The sequence below is a fragment of the Empedobacter sp. GD03861 genome, from assembly GCF_029840885.1.
Lineage (GTDB): Bacteria > Bacteroidota > Bacteroidia > Flavobacteriales > Weeksellaceae > Empedobacter > Empedobacter falsenii_B.
Genome location: NZ_JAOCDJ010000010.1, coordinates 39,831 through 56,232, shown reverse-complemented (window position 1 = coordinate 56,232; position 16,402 = coordinate 39,831). Strand labels below are relative to the sequence as shown.

Here is a 16,402-nt window from a genome sequence, read left to right as displayed (position 1 = left end):
AATGGCAATTTTTGTATACGCAGAGTCACACGACGGAAAATATAAAAAAGCAGGATTAGAAGCAGTTTCTTACGCAAAAGCTACAGCTGATGTTGCTGGAGATACTGTTACAGCAATCGTTTTTGGAAATGCTACTGCTGACGAATTATATAAATATGGAGCATCTAAAGTAGTTAAAGTTGATAATGCAGCTTTAGCAAAATTTGATGCAAATTCTTACGCAAAAGCTTTGGCTGAAGTTGCTCAAGGAGATGTTGTGGTTTTACCATCAACAAACGAAGGAGCGACTATAGCACCAGTTTTAGCATACAAAACAGGAGCATCTTTAGTAACAAATGTAGAAAAATCTCCAACAGCAGTTTCTCCATTCACAGTTGCACGTAAAGCATTCTCTGGAAAAGGAGTAGAAACTGTTGCAGTTTCAGGAAAAGTTGTAGTTACAGTTCTACAAAACGCATTCGGAGCAAAAGAAAATGCAGTTTCAGGTTCAGAAGAATCAGCTTCAGTATCAGTTTCTGATGCAGATGCAAAAGTAAAAGTTGTTTCAACAGAAATGGCTTCTTCTGATAAAATCGATTTGAAAGAAGCGGATATTGTTGTTTCTGCAGGTCGTGGAATGAAAGGTCCTGAAAACTGGGGAATGATCGAAGATTTAGCAAAAGTTTTAGGAGCTGCTACAGCATCATCTAAACCAGTTGCTGATATTGGTTGGAGACCGCATGCTGAGCACGTAGGACAAACAGGAAAAGCAATTGCGCCAAATTTATATATCGCAGTTGGTATTTCAGGAGCTATTCAGCACTTAGCTGGAGTTAATGGATCTAAAACAATTGTTGTCATCAACAATGATCCAGAAGCGCCTTTCTTCAAAGCAGCAGATTACGGAATCGTAGGAGATGCTTTTGAGATTGTTCCTAAATTAACTGAAGAGTTAAAAAAATATAAAGGTCAAGCTTAATCATTTTAAGCTTATAAATTCAATCCGAATCATTTAGGTGGTTCGGATTTTTTTTATTCATTAAAAAAAGATTAAATATTCATCAGTTTTTCATAGATTTACGCCCAAATGGACAATTTAATTAGATTAAATATTAAAGGAATATCTTACAGTCAAACTCAGACTGGCGCATATGCGTTGATTCTAGAGGAAAATGTAGGAGGAAGAAAGTTGCCAATTATTATTGGGAGCTTTGAGGCACAATCAATCGCATTAGCTTTAGAGAAAGATATTAATCCACCTCGTCCATTAACACACGATTTGTTTATTTCATTAGGAAAAGAATTTCAATTGAATGTTGATTCTATTTATATTTATAAATTAGAAGATGGCGTTTTCTATTCGAATATTATTTTTGTAAATAATGATGGACAACGTGCCGAAATTGATTCGAGAACTTCTGATGCAATTGCGTTGGCTGTTCGTTTCAATGCACCTATCTATGCCTATGATAATGTTGTAGAAAAAGCTGGAATTCATTTGGACGTTATTGAAGAAGAAGAAAATATACGTCGCGCAGCAAATAACTTTGAAGATGATTTGGATATCTTGGCTGGTTTGGAAAATGATTTGTCTGATATCAATGAATATGAAGGTTGGACAAAATCTGAACTTGAAACTGAGATGGAAAAAGCTGTGAAGAATGAAGATTACGAATTGGCAGCTCGCCTTCGTGATCAAATCGATAACATGGGAAACTAATAACTATTTCAAATAATTATGTCTGTAAAGCTTAGACTTACAATCATGAGTTTCCTTGAGTTTGCGGTATGGGGAGCATACCTAACCTCTATGGGAAATTACTTAGGATCAGTTGGCTTAGGTCCAAAAATTGGTCTTTTTTACGCGATGCAAGGTATTGTGTCGATTTTTATGCCCGCGATAATGGGTATTGTAGCGGATAGATGGATTCCTGTACAACGTTTGTTGGGATTGAATCATTTATTAGCTGCACTTTTTATGTTTGCAGCAGGTTATTATGGAATGACAGCTGGAAACAATGTAGATTTTACAATAATCTTCGCACTTTATTCGGTTAGTGTGGCGTTCTTTATGCCAACAATAGCCCTTTCTAACTCAACAGCCTACACAATTTTAAAACAAAATAATTTAGACACAATCAAAGCTTTTCCTCCAATCAGAACGTTTGGAACAGTTGGTTTTATTGTAGCGATGTTATTTGTTAATTTCTCTGGATTTAAAGATGGTGTTTTTGGATTTAACTTTTCAAGTGATCCAACATTCGTAAGTTTTCAATCCAATTATTATCAGTTCTTTGTATCTGGATTTTTAGGAGTTATATTGTTTTTATACAGTTTCTTATTACCTAATTGCCCAGTTAACAAAAGTTCTGAAAAACAATCTATTTCTGATGCATTTGGTTTAAAAGCTTTTGCATTATTTAAAGATAGAAAAATGGCAATTTTCTTTATCTTTTCAATGCTTTTAGGCGTTTCTTTGCAAATTACAAATGGATATGCAAATCCATTTATCACAACGTTTAAGGATATTCCAGATTATGCCAATACGTGGGGAGCAAGTAATGCAAATGCTTTAATTTCGTTGTCTCAAGTTTCTGAAACATTGTGTATTTTATTAATTCCTTTCGTGCTAAAACGATTCGGAATCAAAATCGTGATGTTGATGGCAATGGTAGGTTGGGTCTTACGTTTCGGATTATTTGGATTAGGAGATCCAGGATCTGGTGTTTGGATGTTTATCTTATCAATGATTGTTTACGGAATCGCTTTCGATTTTTTCAATGTATCAGGTTCGTTGTATGTAGACAAAGAAACAAACGAAGAAATTCGTTCTTCTGCACAAGGAGTTTTTATGATGATGACCAATGGTTTTGGAGCAACAATCGGAATGTTAATTGCACAATACATCGTGAATCATTTAGTGTATAGTCAAACTGATTTGACATTGCAGCTAGAAGGATGGAGACATTCTTGGTTTATTTTCGCAGGCTACGCATTAGTTGTTACGGTATTGTTCGCAATTGTGTTCAAATACAAACACAATCCAGACGAAGTACAAGATGTAAAACATTAAGGTGTAAAAAATATAAAAGCAAGAATCAAAATTCTTGCTTTTTTTATGCACGAAAGTTTCTAATCTATTCTTTTATACGTCACAAACGAGTAAGCATATGGATGTTTTTCATCTTTTTTGAAATCTTCTCGTTCTACTTCTTCCCATTCGTCCAAGTCTATTTCTGGGAAATAAGTGTCTCCATCAAATTCGTGATGAACTTCTGTGATGTACAAAATATCAGTAAATTCCATCGCTTGTTTGTAAATATTTCCACCACCGATAATGTAAATATCATCGTCAATTTTTTTCGCAACTTCTATTGCTTTTGGTAAAGAAGACGCAATTTCGATACCTTCTGTATTCCAATTCTGATCTCTTGTCACAACAATATTGGTACGATTTGGTAAAGGTCTACCCAATGATTCGAACGTTTTTCGTCCCATAATAATAGGATGCCCAGAAGTTATACTTTTGAAATGTTTCAGATCATTTGGTAAATGCCAAATCAAATCATTTTTTGCACCAATTACGTTGTTGCTTGCTTTTGCTACTACAATGTTTATCATAAGTTATAAGGTAAAAAAAGCTATCCTCTTGCAAGGATAGCTTAACAAATATAATAATTTTAGTGAATTATTTCATTTTATTTATAGCATCTTGTAATTGCTCCACTTGTTTTGCAATAGTTGCTGATTTAATTGTTTTTGCAGCATTCGTTTTTACTTGCAATGCTTTTTCAGCCATCATTTTCACAGCTTGTCCTGCTTGTGGATTTTGTTCATTCAAATATGGATAATAACGCGAATATGTTTTAGCAATTTCAGCCGTTGCATCTGGCGTATCATTATTCATAATCCAATTGAAAGCTTGTTCAGCAATTTTTCCTTTTTCTGGATCTTGGAATTTTACGAATTCATACATCGCAGCAGATTCAGAAATTAAAGCAGCTTTATCCAATTGATTATTTTTAATCCAAGTCGGAACTAATGCCATTGCTAAATCTGGCGAACCTTTAATTACTTCATTATCAAGATTAGTTGTTAAATCATTAATTTTTGAAGGATTATTTTTTAAGATTCCTGTTAATGAGGCTCCTTGAACACTAAATGAAGGGCTTTTTGAAGCTTTCTCGAAAATTGCTACATCATAAATATTGGCATCATTCAAAGCACTTAAAGCAGCCGCTTGAACCAATGTTTTAGGATCATTAGAAGCCAATTGTTTTAATTTTGATGAAGCTTTATCAACAATCGTTTTTGATTTTGTGTCCAATTTATGAATCGCATAAATTCTTAATCCATCAAATGAATCATCTAAAGCATTAACCAAGGCATCAGCCGCTTTTGGATTAGTTGCTTGCGCATTTGCCATTGCTTCAATCGCTAATAAACGTGTCGTGTAATTTCCTTTTCCAGCTTTGTATTGCGCAATAAAATCTTCAACAGGTTTTTTATCGTCGATATCTGCTAATAAAACTTGATCCGCATTTGGAATAACGACATCAGGTTTTTGGTTTGCTGCAAATTCGAAAACAGTTTCGGCTTGTTTTGGAACCCAAACTTGTTGACGCGTTGTTTTTCCATTTTCGACAATATCAATCGCAAAAGGAAATTCAAATAATTTTGAAGCATCTTGACGAACAACAACTTTTATTTTTTTATTTGCTGAAGAATAATCTGAAACAACTGTTAATTTTGGATGACCATTTTCGTAATACCATTGATTGAAAAACCAATTTAAGTCACGACCAGAAACTTCTTCCAAAGCTAAGCGTAATTGTGCAGATTCAGCTTTTCCGTATTCATTATCTTTCAAATATTTGTTCAAACCTTTGAAGAAAGCATCATCTCCTAAGAAGTTTCTCAACATATGTAAGATAATTCCACCTTTGTTGTACGAAACACCATCAAACATATCTTCGCGAGAATTGTAATGAACTCGAACCAAATTTTTCGTTGGTCCATCGCCTTGTTTATAACCAAACATTTCGTTGTAACGATGCTCATCCGCTTTCTCTTTTCCGTATTTATATTCAAACCATAAATATTCAGAATAATTAGCAAACGATTCATTCACTGTTAAATTTCCCCAACTTTCAGCCGTAACTAAATCTCCAAACCAATGGTGAAATAATTCGTGCGCAATAACATATTCAGCAGTGTTTTCATCGACTAATTGACCAGCTTTTTGCTGAACACCATCATGAAATAAAGAAGCTGTTGTATTTTCCATAGCTCCAGAAACATATTCGCGAGCCGTCATTTGTGCATATTTATCCCAAGGATAAGGATAGTTTAATCTATCAGAAAAGAACTGAATCATTTCTGGTGTATTACCAAAAATTTGCTTTGCAACATCTTTATATTCTGGTTCTACGTAATAATCAACATTGATATTTTTCCATTTATCATTGATGACTGCGTAATCTCCAATCCCGAAAAAGAATAAATATGGCGCATGTTTTTTATCAAATTTCCAATAATCAGTTTTTGTTCCGTCCGAATTTTTCTTCGAAGATTTCATTGTTCCATTTGATAATGAAACATATTTATCAGGATATGTTAACGTGATTTCTTGTGAAGTTTTTTGATTCGTTTTATCAATTGTCGGGAACCAACAAGAAGAAGATTCAGTTTCGCCTTGTGTCCAAATTTGAGTTGGATAATTTGGTCGTTCACCTTTTGCATTGATAAAATAAACACCTTTTGCATCGTTTATGGCCGCACTTCCTTCTTGTTTTACTTCGTTTGGACGCGCTGTATACTTGATGTAAAGTGTATATTCTTGATCTTTTTTGTATTCTTTATCCAAATCGATGACTAATTGTAAATCATCGTATTTATAATTTAATTTTTTTTTTGTAGCACCATTTACCAAAGCGACTTCGCTAATCAACATTGCTTTTGCGTCTAATGTAACTTTGTTTGTAGCATAGAAATGTGGTTTCAATGTTACCCAAGCTTCACCTAAAACGTGCTCTTTTGCATAATCAAATTTAAGATCCAATTTGGTATGAACAAGATTATTAATTCGTTCTGCTTCTGCACGATAAATATCTAATTTGTTCGTTTGGTTTTCGTTATAACTCGGCGGTGGCGTCATTACTTGCGCATAAGTAAGACTTGATATAATAAAGGCTGATGAAAGCCAAAGGATTCGTTTTTTCATCGTAAAAATTTATTTCTATTGGTTGATAATTTTCTCGAAAAGTTACAAAAAAAGCCTCCAATTTGGAGACTTTAAGTGTTTTTTTATGATTAAACTGCTACAATTCCTTTGATGTGAGGATGAGCTTGATAATTTTCTAATTCGAAATCTTCGTATGTAAAATCAAAAATATCCTTTACATTCGGATTGATTTTCATTGTTGGAAGAGGAAAAGGTTCGCGTGTTAATTGTAGTTCAACTTGTTCAAAATGATTTTTGTAAATATGTGCATCTCCAAAAGTATGCACAAAATCGCCGACTTCTAAATCACAAACTTGTGCAACCATCATTTGTAATAACGCATATGACGCAATATTGAATGGAACACCTAAGAAAATATCTGCACTACGTTGATACAATTGCAACGATAATTTTCCATCATTCACATAAAACTGAAAAAATGCATGACATGGAGCTAAAGCCATTTGATCTAATTCTCCAACATTCCAAGCAGAAACTATAATTCTACGTGAATCAGGATTATTTTTTATTTGATCAATCGCAACTTTAATTTGGTCAACAACTTCTCCATTTGGTTTCCCCCATGAACGCCATTGATGACCATAAATAGGACCTAAATCACCATTTTCGTCAGCCCATTCGTTCCATATTCTTACACCATTATCTGTTAAATATTTGATATTCGTATCACCTTTCAAAAACCACAACAATTCGTAGATAATCGATTTTAAATGTAATTTTTTAGTCGTCACCAAAGGGAAACCTTTCGACAAATCGAAACGCATTTGGTAACCAAAAATACTTTTAGTTCCTGTTCCCGTTCTGTCTTCTTTAAAAGCGCCTTCTGCTAAAACCTTTTTACATAAATCGTGATATTGTTGCATTTTGAGTATATTTAACCTTTCAAATTTAGTGATTTTTTTTAGAATGAAAATTAGTTTAATTTTTACAATTTTAGTGCTTTTTATGTTTTTTGCTTCGTATAGCAAATCAGATTTTGGACGAAAAATTGCGCAACATTTTTATTTCCAAACTTTATTTAATGTTGTTTTGGTGGTTGTTTTTGTGTCAAAAATTGTTCATATCAAACTAAATTTAATCTCAATGATTTCGCTAATTGTTATTGGTTGCATGTTGTATATGAGCTTTCCAAATTATTTACAACAATTGAAGAGAAGGATAGGTAAATAGTTACGTATAATTTTTTATCTTTGCACTTATGAAAAACGAAGCGGGAATTTTTGGTTTAAGACCAGTAATAGAAGCGATTGAAGCAGGGAAAACAATCGACAAAATTTTTATTCAAAAAGGTTTACAAGGTGAAATTTTTTCTGAATTGAGAAAATTAATCACTGAATATGAAATTCCTGTAAGTTATGTACCTGTAGAAAAACTAAATCGTTTTACAGGAAAAAATCACCAAGGAGTCTATGCATTTATTTCGCCAATCGAATTTGATTCAATCGAAAATGTATTACCTCAAATTTGGGAACAAGGAAAAACACCTTTTATCTTGATTTTAGATCGTGTTTCTGATGTTCGTAATTTTGGTGCAATCGCTCGTACAGCAGAATGTGTTGGTGTTGATGCAATTATTATTCCAGCAAAAGGTTCGGCTTCTGTAAATGCAGATGCGATCAAAACTTCGACAGGGGCGTTGTATAATATTCCGGTTTGTAAAGAAGGAAATTTAGTGAATGTTATTAAATATTTACAATCGGCTGGAATCTCAATTTTTAGTGCTTCTGAAAAATCAGCAGAATTTATTTATGATGCAGATTTCTCTGTTCCTGCAGCTATTGTGATGGGAAGTGAGGAAGATGGTGTTTCGGATTCTATTATTAAAATTTCGGATAAAATTATTAAATTGCCTATGGCTGGACAAACTGCTTCATTGAATGTTTCGGTTGCGGCTGGAGCGATTTTGTACGAAGCTGTTCGCCAAAGAATGTTACAAGATTTATTTTAAAAACATATAACGATGACCTATTCTACTTTTATTGGATTTTTGTTGATTGCGATTAGCGTTGCAATGTACTATTTTACAAATTTAGATATCTCAAGATTATTTGCGGACAAAGAATTTTTAGTCGGAATAACAGGAGGTGCTGGAGTTGGATTTATACTTGGTGGATTCTTAGGTTGGTTGTACAAATACAAAGCAGTGAACAAAGCGAATGCAGAAATTGCAAACGAAGAAAAACGTAAAGTTGCAGAACAAAAAGCACAAGAAGCAGCTGCAAAAGAGCAAGCAAAGTTAGATGCGCAACAAGAAAAAGAAGAATCAGGTTTATTGTAAAATATAAATTAGATAAAATAAAAACGGTCGAAAATTAATTTTCGACCGTTTTTTTATGTTGTATTTCTTGGTAATAAAAACAAGGAACTAAAATTAATAAAAACATGGGCTGAATGAGAAATCTTCTCACATAAAATAAAACCATTTCGCCTGATGAAAAATGTGTTGAAATCAAATAATTATAGATTGGTAAAAGAACGATTAATCCGATAATCATAATAATGATAGAGAATTTAACGTAACTTTTTTTCCAGAAAATAAACCAAACAATTAATACCGTTAATAATGTATTAATTAGATAGCGAACCATCAGACTTGCGTTTAATTTTGGTAAATCAATTTCAGGAAATTTTGAATGTCCAACAAAATGAAAGTATTCTAAGAAAGGATCATAAAATAAAATATCTTCAAATTTTCGGACTAATATTAATCCAAAAACAAGTAAAACTGCAATTGCATAACGTAAATATTTATTTAGCATTTTGCTTATTGTATTTTGTTACAAAAAATTTGATCCAAACAATCCAAAGAATCACGATTGAACCATAAATAATTGCAGGGAATAGATAATCGTGCGCCATTTTACCATATTCTGCGTGGTATCTAAAAATATAATTTAACAACATAATTCTCGAAATATTCATCACAAAAAGAATTGCTAAACCAGACAAAATAAACAAAAAAGTTTGTTTGAAATTCGTGTAAAAAGCAACGATAAACGCTATGAAAATTATCAAAATAGAAATCGCATTACAACCTTCATTTACAATAGACGCGACTTGTCCGTCCATTACCAAACGCATCCAAGGTTGGTTTTCTGCAATATTAGAAAAAGTAAAAAAACCACATTTGTTCAAACCAAAAGCTGTTACATCAGATGTTAATTTTGTAAATGGATCAGGGGTATTGTGCGGTAAATATTGATCCAAATACAATTTATAAGCTAAACTTAAAATAATGTAAGTTCCTAAAAAACGTGCAAGGAATAACAATAAAGGTTTAAATTCTTTCATTTGGTTAAAAAATCTTGAACAAATATAAATGAAAAACGTCAACTTTTGATTAAGTTATGATTAATCAATAAATTTGCTTTTTTAGAAGTAACAAAATGCAAGATTTACATAAACGCGTGGATGTCATAATTGATAGCGCAATTTCTACGGAAGATAGATTACAAAAGATTTGTCAATTGTTGAGTGACGAAGTTGAATACTATAATTGGGTGGGATTTTATTTCAAGAATGGAGATAAAAATGAACTAAAACTTGGACCTTATGTTGGTGCAGCTACCGATCATACAATAATTCCTTATGGTAAAGGAATTTGTGGGCAAGTGGCAGAATCTAACGAAACTTTTGTTGTGCCAGACGTTTATGCACAAGATAATTATTTGGCTTGTTCAATAGAAACGAAAGCTGAAATTGTTGTTCCAATTTTCAAAAATGGAGAAAATATTGGTCAAATTGATATCGATTCGCACAAAATTAATCCGTTTACAGAAGACGATACAAAGTTGTTAGATTACGTTTGTCAGCGAGTTTCAGAAATTATTTAAGCAATGATTGATTTAATTTTAAAATATTTTCCTGATTTAACGGAAAAACAAATCGAACAATTTTCGAAAGTTGGTGATTTGTACAAAGAATGGAACGATCAAATCAATGTTGTTTCTCGAAAAGATATTGATGAAATTTATACGAACCATATTTTACATTCTTTAGCGATTGCAAAAGTGATGGAGTTTGCAGACGGTTCTTCTGTTCTTGATGTAGGAACTGGGGGAGGTTTACCAGGAATTCCGTTGGCAATTTTGTTTCCGAATGTTCAGTTTTATTTGGTAGATTCTATCGGGAAAAAAATCAAGGTTGTAAAAGGTGTGGCTGATGGTTTAGGTTTGACGAATGTAAAAGCTGAACAGAAGCGTGCCGAAGAGTTGACAGATAAATATGATTTTGTTGTTTCTCGTGCGGTAACAGCAATGCCAAGATTTGCGGAATGGATTCGCGGGAAATTCAAAAAAGAAGCGATTAATCCTTTTCCTAATGGCTTATTATATCTAAAAGGAGGTGATTTGACAGAAGAATTAGCAGGTTTTCCAAATGCTGTTTTGTTTGATATTCAAAACTTTTTTGACGAAGATTTCTTCGAAACGAAAAAAGTCGTTTATTTAGAAAAGAAAGATATTTAAATAATTGAAAAATAAGTTGATAATATTTATTAAATCTTTTTATTAGTGAAAAAATATTTTAAAATTATAGTATCAATTTTCATTTTATTTATTTTAAATAGTTGTAGTTATGTGTCGTTTTTCTTCGTTCAGAACTATAAAAATGAGGATGTAAAAATTGATATTAAATTCGATCATATTATTGATGAGAATATATCTAAAAATATGCCTATACTTTTTACGAGTAATGTTAAAAATGTGAAAGATTTTAATAATGATGTCAATAAAATAAAGTTAGAATATACAAAAATTGACGAAAGCACGATTTCTGTTATTCTACCTAAAAATTCAATTACGAAAATTGATAATGCTATTAATAAAAAAACGAATGTCAAAGAAATTGTGTTTTTCTCTAATAATCAATTGATTAAGTTGGGTGAAAATGAAATTTTGAAGAATTCTAAATCTAATAAATGGGGTATTGTATACCATTTAAAATAAATATTGTACAATGTAATGTTTAGAAAAGAAAGATATTTAATTTATAGAAATTATATACTTGAAAACCGAAGTCAATTCGATTTCGGTTTTTTATTTTAACAATTATTGAATTAATCCAAAAAATGAATCTTTAAAACGTTATTTTATCCAATACTTTAAGTTCTTTTTAAGAGGTTTTCTCGTCAAAATTCACTATATTTGTTTGTTTTAAAAAGTTAGAGACATATTATGAGTAATAACACATATACGGCGGATAATATCCAAGCGTTAGAAGGAATGGAGCACGTACGTCTTCGTCCATCGATGTACATTGGTGACGTCGGAGTTAGAGGATTACACCACTTAGTTTACGAGGTTGTTGATAACTCTATTGATGAAGCTTTAGCAGGATACTGTGATACAATCAAGGTAACAATTTTAGAAGGAAACTCGATTCGTGTAGAAGATAACGGACGTGGTATTCCTGTCGACTTACATAAAAAAGAAGGAAAATCTGCATTAGAAGTTGTAATGACGAAAATTGGTGCAGGTGGTAAGTTTGATAAAGATACGTACAAAGTTTCTGGAGGTTTGCACGGTGTTGGAGTTTCGTGTGTTAATGCACTTTCTAACCATTTATCGGCAGAAGTTTTCAAGAACGGAAAACAATATATTCAGGAATATTCGAAAGGGAAACCTTTGTACGATGTAAAAGAAGTTGGAACGACTGATAAAAGTGGTACAACAGTAACTTTTACGCCAGATGATACAATTTTCCAAGAAGTACAAACATATAACTATTCTACTTTAGCAAATCGTTTGCGTGAGTTAGCTTTCTTGAACAAAGGAATCAATATTGTATTGGTTGATGAACGCGAAAAAGATGCTGAAGGAAATCCTGTTACAGAAACTTTTCATTCTGAAGAAGGATTAAAAGAATTTGTTGAGTTTATTGATGGTAGCCGCGAATCTATCATGGACAAAGTAATCTTTATGGAAGGAGAACGTGATGGAATTCCAGTTGAGGTTGCAATGCGATACAATACATCGTATAACGAAAATGTACATTCGTATGTAAATAATATCAATACACATGAAGGTGGAACACATTTATCTGGTTTCCGTCGTGCGTTGACACGTACATTGAAAAAATATGCAGAAGAAAACTTTAATCTTGCAAAAGAAAAAGTTGAAATCGTTGGTGATGATTTCCGTGAAGGATTAACAGCGGTAATTTCGGTAAAAGTAATGGAGCCTCAATTTGAAGGACAAACGAAAACGAAATTAGGAAACTCTGAAGTTTCTCCTGCGGTTGATAAAATCGTAGCAGAAATGTTAACGAATTTCTTAGAAGAAAATCCAACAGAAGCAAAACAAATTGTTGATAAAGTAATTTTAGCAGCAAAAGCTCGTCAGGCAGCGAAGAAAGCTCGTGAAATGGTACAACGCAAAAACCCAATGGGAGGAAGTGGATTGCCAGGAAAATTAGCGGATTGTTCTTCTCGTAAACCAGAAGAGTCTGAGTTATTCTTAGTCGAGGGAGATTCTGCCGGAGGAACGGCAAAACAAGGTCGTGATCGTCATTTTCAAGCAATTTTACCATTACGTGGTAAAATCTTAAATGTTGAAAAAGCGATGGCGCACAAAGTTTTGGATAACGAAGAGATTAAAAATATATATACAGCTTTAGGTGTAACAATTGGAACTGAAGAAGATTCGAAAGCACTTAATATTGCAAAATTACGTTATCATAAGGTTGTAATTATGACCGATGCCGATGTCGACGGTTCTCACATCGCGACATTAATTTTAACATTCTTCTTCCGTTACATGAAAGAATTGATTGAGCAAGGACATATTTACATTGCAACGCCACCTTTATATTTAATCAAAAAAGGTGCGAAAGCAGAATATGCTTGGGACGAAAAAGATCGTGAACGTTTAACTGCAGAATTCTCTACAGATGGTTCTGGTAAAGGAGTTACAATTCAACGATACAAAGGTCTTGGGGAAATGAACGCGGAGCAATTATGGGATACAACACTTAATCCAGAGCACAGAACGTTGCGTAAAGTAACGATTGACAATGCGACAGAAGCAGATCGCGTGTTCTCTATGTTGATGGGTGATGATGTACCGCCTCGTCGTGAGTTTATCGAGAAAAATGCACACTATGCAAAAATTGATGTTTAATCAGTTTTAGAAATTTATAATAACAAAAAATCCAGCTTTTCAGCTGGATTTTTTTTGTTGTATTTTATTTTATCCCAAATTGTTGAACCATCCAATGCTCAGAATGATTTTTAACTAAGTCATTTTTTATTTTCTCATCTTTTGATGATAAGTATTTATAGACTTTTAAAGGTATAGAATTTGGAAAACTTTTAAGACTTGATTCAATTAAATTTGCAGATTCTTTTGATTGGTTATCTAAGCTTAAAGCTTCAATATTATAAATTAATACAATAACAGGAATGTCACTATAGGTGTTTTTAATTTCTTCTTGTAAATCATTTATTAACTCTAATTGAAATTTTGAATCAGGTATACTTCCATTAGCAACAGCATCACTTATATTATTTTGATATGCTATAAACATATCCAAAATTTGTTTGTTCTTTGAATCTTTATTCGCATAAAAATCGGTAATTTTCTTAAGTGTTTCAGGCTTTATACCACCTGCGTCAGATTGTAGCATCTCGTCATAAAAGTTGTTGAGAAGATTGTAAACAGTTTTATCATTCTTATCGATTTTAGAATCCTTTTTTAATTCTTTAATAAAACTATTATATGCTTCAGTTTTTTGTGCAATTAAATTTGATGATATAATTATAAAGAAAATGATAACTATTTTTTTCATGTTTAGTTAAATTTTCAACAAATATATATTCTACTCCGAAATAATCAAAGTTGTTGGAACATTGGAAATCCAAATGCTTTTTGTTTCGATAAGGTTTTTCCAACTTTCCATACTAATCATCATCAAATCCATTTCATCCAAAAACTCTTTATCCAGTTGTTGTTTGTACGAAAGACTAATATGATTTGGAGCAATATTTTCGATACTACGAATAATTTCTTTTACTTCTGAATGACGTTTTGTGTAACCGCTCACGTCTACAATAATAATTTGAGATTCGCTATTCGAGATTAAACGTTGTGCATATTTCAGTAAATCGGCATCTTTATTCCCGAAAAGTGGAAGAAAAACTTTTTCTGCTTTTGTGAAATTTTTGTCCAAAACAATTCCAACAGGAACGGTTGATTTGTTCAATAATTGTTTCGTTCTTTCATTGAAAATTGAATGATCAAACATGTTTTCTTTTCCAGTAACTTGACCAATTAAAATATCTGGATCAATAATTTTAGTTGTAAATCCTAAAATATTTCCTAACAACGAACCCGAATAAATAGAATTTCTTACACCCATCAACATCAAATCGTAATCACCTTTTTGCGCAACATCAACGGTGTCGAAAACCATATCAGTAGACACTTTGAACATGGTTGTTACATCTTGGTGTAACTCTTCGGAAACCTCAATAATCGGTTCGAAAATTTCTGCTTCTCTATCCTCAAGATTGAAATGTTGCACTTCGCTACTTTTCATCACATGAATTGCAGAAACAAGTGAATTTTCGTCTTGTTTTTTGATAAAGCTATTAGCTATTCGCAATAATTCAGCACCTTTTTCGGGTGTTTGAAAATCAATTAAAATTTTATATTTCTGACTTTGACTAATTTCAGAAAGTTCATTTTCTGTTTTTTGTTTGCGGAAAATCCAATTGATTAAATCCAAAGCTGGACCTGTCATAAAAGTTGTGACCAAAGCCATTATCACCATCATAGCGAAAACTTCTGGTGTTAAAACCCCTAAATCATATCCAATGTTTAGCACGACTAATTCCATCAAACCTCGTGTATTCATCAAAGCACCGATAGTCAAACTATCTTTCCAGTTTTGTCCAACAAATTTAGCGGCGACCGCACTTCCGACAAATTTTCCTGTTACAGCTACCAAGATAATCAATCCAGCTGTTTGCCATAAATGTGGACTATCTAATAATCCAATTTGTGTTCTTAAACCTGTAAAAACAAAGAACAGCGGAAGTAATAAAACTAATGAAACATCTTCTATTTTTTCGATGAATAAATTTCTGAATTTTACATTTTCAGGCATAATTGTTCCAGCTAAAAAAGCTCCAAATAATGCATGAATTCCAATGATTTCGCTTAAATATGAAGAAATAATTAAGACCAAGAAAAAGATTCCTATGATAGGTTTTGTAAGCGTTGTTTTGCTCGAATGTACGTCTGCAATGCGCTTTAAAAAAGGGCGAACGAAACGAACCATTGCGATAACGTAAACAATTGCCAGTAAAATAACATATAATGAACTGACGAATGAACCAGCTTTTACGATGGCGATAACCGCAGCTAATAAACACCAAGCCGTGATATCGTCGGCAGCAGCACAAGTAATTACAATAGAGCCTAAACGAGTTTTGCTAATTCCGCGTTCTTGTACAATTCGTGCTAATACGGGAAAAGCTGTAATACTCATCGAAATACCAATAAACAGAGCGAATGATAAAAAGTTGATTCCTTCTGGTGCGAATTCCATATAAATTAATCCAGCCAAAGCTAAACCAAGTGTAAATGGAATAATGATACTTGCGTGACTAATAACTATGGCGTCTTGTGCATTTTTCTTTAGCACTTTCAGGTCTAACTCCATTCCGATGACATACATGAATAGAATCAAACCTATCTGACTGATAAATTCTAAGTTTCCTAACGATTCTTTTGGGAAAAGACCTCCGAAAAACTCTGGGAAATGCATTCCAATAAAAGAAGGACCAAGGAAAATACCTGCAATAATTTCTCCAATTACAGTTGGTTGTCCAATTTTATTAAAAATCCATCCAAAAACCCTTGCGGTAAATATAATGGTCACAATTTGTGCTAATAAAATAGCAAGCGGATGTCCAATATTATGTGTTATACTGTTGATAAAGTCATTGAAGTAATTGCTTCCGTTTGCAGCGTGAACAACATGTTTTCCAGCTTCCATTTCTTCTGCTCTTATCACAATAAAATACATCATGATTGAACAAAGTAGAATGGTTACGATATAAAAAATTGAATTTCTTGTCGATTTTTTCATGGCGTTAATTTTCAACAAAAGTCAGAAATTAATTTACAGAAAAATATCAATATTTTTTAAACTCGAGTAAAATGTAATGAAATGGAT

General features: G+C 32.6%; 17 protein-coding genes. 10 read left to right on the top strand and 7 right to left on the bottom strand.

Annotated elements, in window-relative coordinates; genetic code table 11:
* Nucleotide 1: 1 nt before the first annotated feature.
* The 3 genes from N5D03_RS07390 (at nt 2) to N5D03_RS07380 (ending at nt 3,052) form a co-directional block, all read left to right on the top strand.
* Nucleotides 2–958, top strand: coding sequence for an electron transfer flavoprotein subunit alpha/FixB family protein (locus N5D03_RS07390; protein WP_115001872.1), 957 nt, complete (start codon nt 2–4; stop codon nt 956–958).
* 108 nt (nt 959–1,066) lie between these two features.
* Nucleotides 1,067–1,699, top strand: a complete 633-nt coding sequence (locus N5D03_RS07385) for a bifunctional nuclease family protein (protein WP_115001870.1) — start codon at nt 1,067–1,069, stop codon at nt 1,697–1,699.
* Nucleotides 1,700–1,717: 18 nt separating this feature from the next.
* Nucleotides 1,718–3,052 (top strand): MFS transporter, encoded by a 1,335-nt coding sequence (locus tag N5D03_RS07380; RefSeq protein WP_219034415.1) that lies wholly within the window; start codon nt 1,718–1,720, stop codon nt 3,050–3,052.
* A gap of 59 nt (nt 3,053–3,111) precedes the next feature.
* Here the strand turns inward: N5D03_RS07380 and N5D03_RS07375 are convergent, their stop codons facing one another.
* The 3 genes from N5D03_RS07375 to N5D03_RS07365 all read right to left on the bottom strand — a co-directional run bounded on the left by N5D03_RS07375 (nt 3,112) and on the right by N5D03_RS07365 (nt 7,086).
* On the bottom strand, nt 3,112–3,600 hold the full coding sequence (locus N5D03_RS07375; protein ID WP_115001867.1) for a dihydrofolate reductase: 489 nt from the start codon (nt 3,598–3,600) through the stop codon (nt 3,112–3,114).
* 67 nt (nt 3,601–3,667) lie between these two features.
* Complete coding sequence (locus N5D03_RS07370) at nt 3,668–6,202, bottom strand: M1 family metallopeptidase (RefSeq protein WP_125349791.1); 2,535 nt, start codon at nt 6,200–6,202, stop codon at nt 3,668–3,670.
* Between the two features lie 89 nt (nt 6,203–6,291).
* The gene (locus tag N5D03_RS07365; protein ID WP_180905207.1) at nt 6,292–7,086 is read right to left on the bottom strand and encodes a thymidylate synthase; all 795 of its coding nucleotides are present in this window, start codon (nt 7,084–7,086) and stop codon (nt 6,292–6,294) included.
* Nucleotides 7,087–7,129: 43 nt separating this feature from the next.
* Between N5D03_RS07365 and N5D03_RS07360 the strand changes: the two genes are divergently transcribed.
* From N5D03_RS07360 to N5D03_RS07350, 3 genes are read left to right on the top strand one after another with little or no spacing between them, the layout of a single operon-like run.
* Entirely contained in the window at nt 7,130–7,393 is a 264-nt protein-coding gene (locus N5D03_RS07360; protein WP_221854513.1) for a hypothetical protein, read from the top strand.
* A 28-nt stretch (nt 7,394–7,421) separates the two neighbouring features.
* Nucleotides 7,422–8,171, top strand: a complete 750-nt coding sequence (rlmB, locus tag N5D03_RS07355) for a 23S rRNA (guanosine(2251)-2'-O)-methyltransferase RlmB (RefSeq protein ID WP_219034413.1) — start codon at nt 7,422–7,424, stop codon at nt 8,169–8,171.
* A gap of 12 nt (nt 8,172–8,183) precedes the next feature.
* Nucleotides 8,184–8,501: a hypothetical protein gene (locus N5D03_RS07350; protein ID WP_125349789.1), complete on the top strand. Its 318-nt coding sequence runs from the start codon at nt 8,184–8,186 to the stop codon at nt 8,499–8,501.
* Between the two features lie 34 nt (nt 8,502–8,535).
* Here the strand turns inward: N5D03_RS07350 and N5D03_RS07345 are convergent, their stop codons facing one another.
* Nucleotides 8,536–8,982 carry an exosortase F system-associated protein gene (locus N5D03_RS07345; protein ID WP_125349788.1) on the bottom strand — a complete coding sequence of 149 codons (447 nt, stop codon included), beginning with the start codon at nt 8,980–8,982 and terminating at the stop codon, nt 8,536–8,538.
* Complete coding sequence (xrtF, locus tag N5D03_RS07340) at nt 8,972–9,514, bottom strand: exosortase family protein XrtF (RefSeq protein WP_180905205.1); 543 nt, start codon at nt 9,512–9,514, stop codon at nt 8,972–8,974. The genes N5D03_RS07345 and xrtF overlap by 11 nt, the downstream gene beginning before the upstream one ends.
* Nucleotides 9,515–9,609: 95 nt before the next feature.
* Here xrtF and N5D03_RS07335 point away from each other — a divergent pair, with 95 nt between their 5' ends.
* The 4 genes from N5D03_RS07335 (at nt 9,610) to gyrB (ending at nt 13,341) form a co-directional block, all read left to right on the top strand.
* Complete coding sequence (locus N5D03_RS07335; RefSeq protein ID WP_038332644.1) at nt 9,610–10,056, top strand: GAF domain-containing protein; 447 nt, start codon at nt 9,610–9,612, stop codon at nt 10,054–10,056.
* A 6-nt stretch (nt 10,057–10,062) separates the two neighbouring features.
* Entirely contained in the window at nt 10,063–10,689 is a 627-nt protein-coding gene (rsmG, locus tag N5D03_RS07330; RefSeq protein ID WP_280051295.1) for a 16S rRNA (guanine(527)-N(7))-methyltransferase RsmG, read from the top strand.
* 45 nt (nt 10,690–10,734) lie between these two features.
* A complete protein-coding gene (locus N5D03_RS07325; RefSeq protein ID WP_152606099.1) occupies nt 10,735–11,169 on the top strand; it encodes a hypothetical protein in 435 nt (144 codons plus the stop codon).
* A 228-nt stretch (nt 11,170–11,397) separates the two neighbouring features.
* Nucleotides 11,398–13,341 (top strand): DNA topoisomerase (ATP-hydrolyzing) subunit B, encoded by a 1,944-nt coding sequence (gene gyrB, locus N5D03_RS07320; protein WP_280051289.1) that lies wholly within the window; start codon nt 11,398–11,400, stop codon nt 13,339–13,341.
* A gap of 64 nt (nt 13,342–13,405) precedes the next feature.
* On the opposite strand, the gene N5D03_RS07315 is transcribed toward gyrB, so the two are convergent.
* Both N5D03_RS07315 and N5D03_RS07310 read right to left on the bottom strand, forming a co-directional pair.
* Nucleotides 13,406–14,008 (bottom strand): hypothetical protein, encoded by a 603-nt coding sequence (locus N5D03_RS07315; RefSeq protein ID WP_280051288.1) that lies wholly within the window; start codon nt 14,006–14,008, stop codon nt 13,406–13,408.
* A 30-nt stretch (nt 14,009–14,038) separates the two neighbouring features.
* A complete protein-coding gene (locus N5D03_RS07310; protein ID WP_280051287.1) occupies nt 14,039–16,315 on the bottom strand; it encodes a cation:proton antiporter in 2,277 nt (758 codons plus the stop codon).
* Between the last annotated feature and the right edge of the window lie 87 nt (nt 16,316–16,402).

Coding starts and splice junctions, on each gene's coding strand:
- N5D03_RS07390 (WP_115001872.1), top strand. CDS start 2: ATGGCAATTTTTGTATACGCAGAGTCACACGACGGAAAATATAAAAAA.
- N5D03_RS07385 (WP_115001870.1), top strand. CDS start 1,067: ATGGACAATTTAATTAGATTAAATATTAAAGGAATATCTTACAGTCAA.
- N5D03_RS07380 (WP_219034415.1), top strand. CDS start 1,718: ATGTCTGTAAAGCTTAGACTTACAATCATGAGTTTCCTTGAGTTTGCG.
- N5D03_RS07375 (WP_115001867.1), bottom strand. CDS start 3,600: ATGATAAACATTGTAGTAGCAAAAGCAAGCAACAACGTAATTGGTGCA.
- N5D03_RS07370 (WP_125349791.1), bottom strand. CDS start 6,202: ATGAAAAAACGAATCCTTTGGCTTTCATCAGCCTTTATTATATCAAGT.
- N5D03_RS07365 (WP_180905207.1), bottom strand. CDS start 7,086: ATGCAACAATATCACGATTTATGTAAAAAGGTTTTAGCAGAAGGCGCT.
- N5D03_RS07360 (WP_221854513.1), top strand. CDS start 7,130: ATGAAAATTAGTTTAATTTTTACAATTTTAGTGCTTTTTATGTTTTTT.
- rlmB (WP_219034413.1), top strand. CDS start 7,422: ATGAAAAACGAAGCGGGAATTTTTGGTTTAAGACCAGTAATAGAAGCG.
- N5D03_RS07350 (WP_125349789.1), top strand. CDS start 8,184: ATGACCTATTCTACTTTTATTGGATTTTTGTTGATTGCGATTAGCGTT.
- N5D03_RS07345 (WP_125349788.1), bottom strand. CDS start 8,982: ATGCTAAATAAATATTTACGTTATGCAATTGCAGTTTTACTTGTTTTT.
- xrtF (WP_180905205.1), bottom strand. CDS start 9,514: ATGAAAGAATTTAAACCTTTATTGTTATTCCTTGCACGTTTTTTAGGA.
- N5D03_RS07335 (WP_038332644.1), top strand. CDS start 9,610: ATGCAAGATTTACATAAACGCGTGGATGTCATAATTGATAGCGCAATT.
- gyrB (WP_280051289.1), top strand. CDS start 11,398: ATGAGTAATAACACATATACGGCGGATAATATCCAAGCGTTAGAAGGA.
- N5D03_RS07315 (WP_280051288.1), bottom strand. CDS start 14,008: ATGAAAAAAATAGTTATCATTTTCTTTATAATTATATCATCAAATTTA.
- N5D03_RS07310 (WP_280051287.1), bottom strand. CDS start 16,315: ATGAAAAAATCGACAAGAAATTCAATTTTTTATATCGTAACCATTCTA.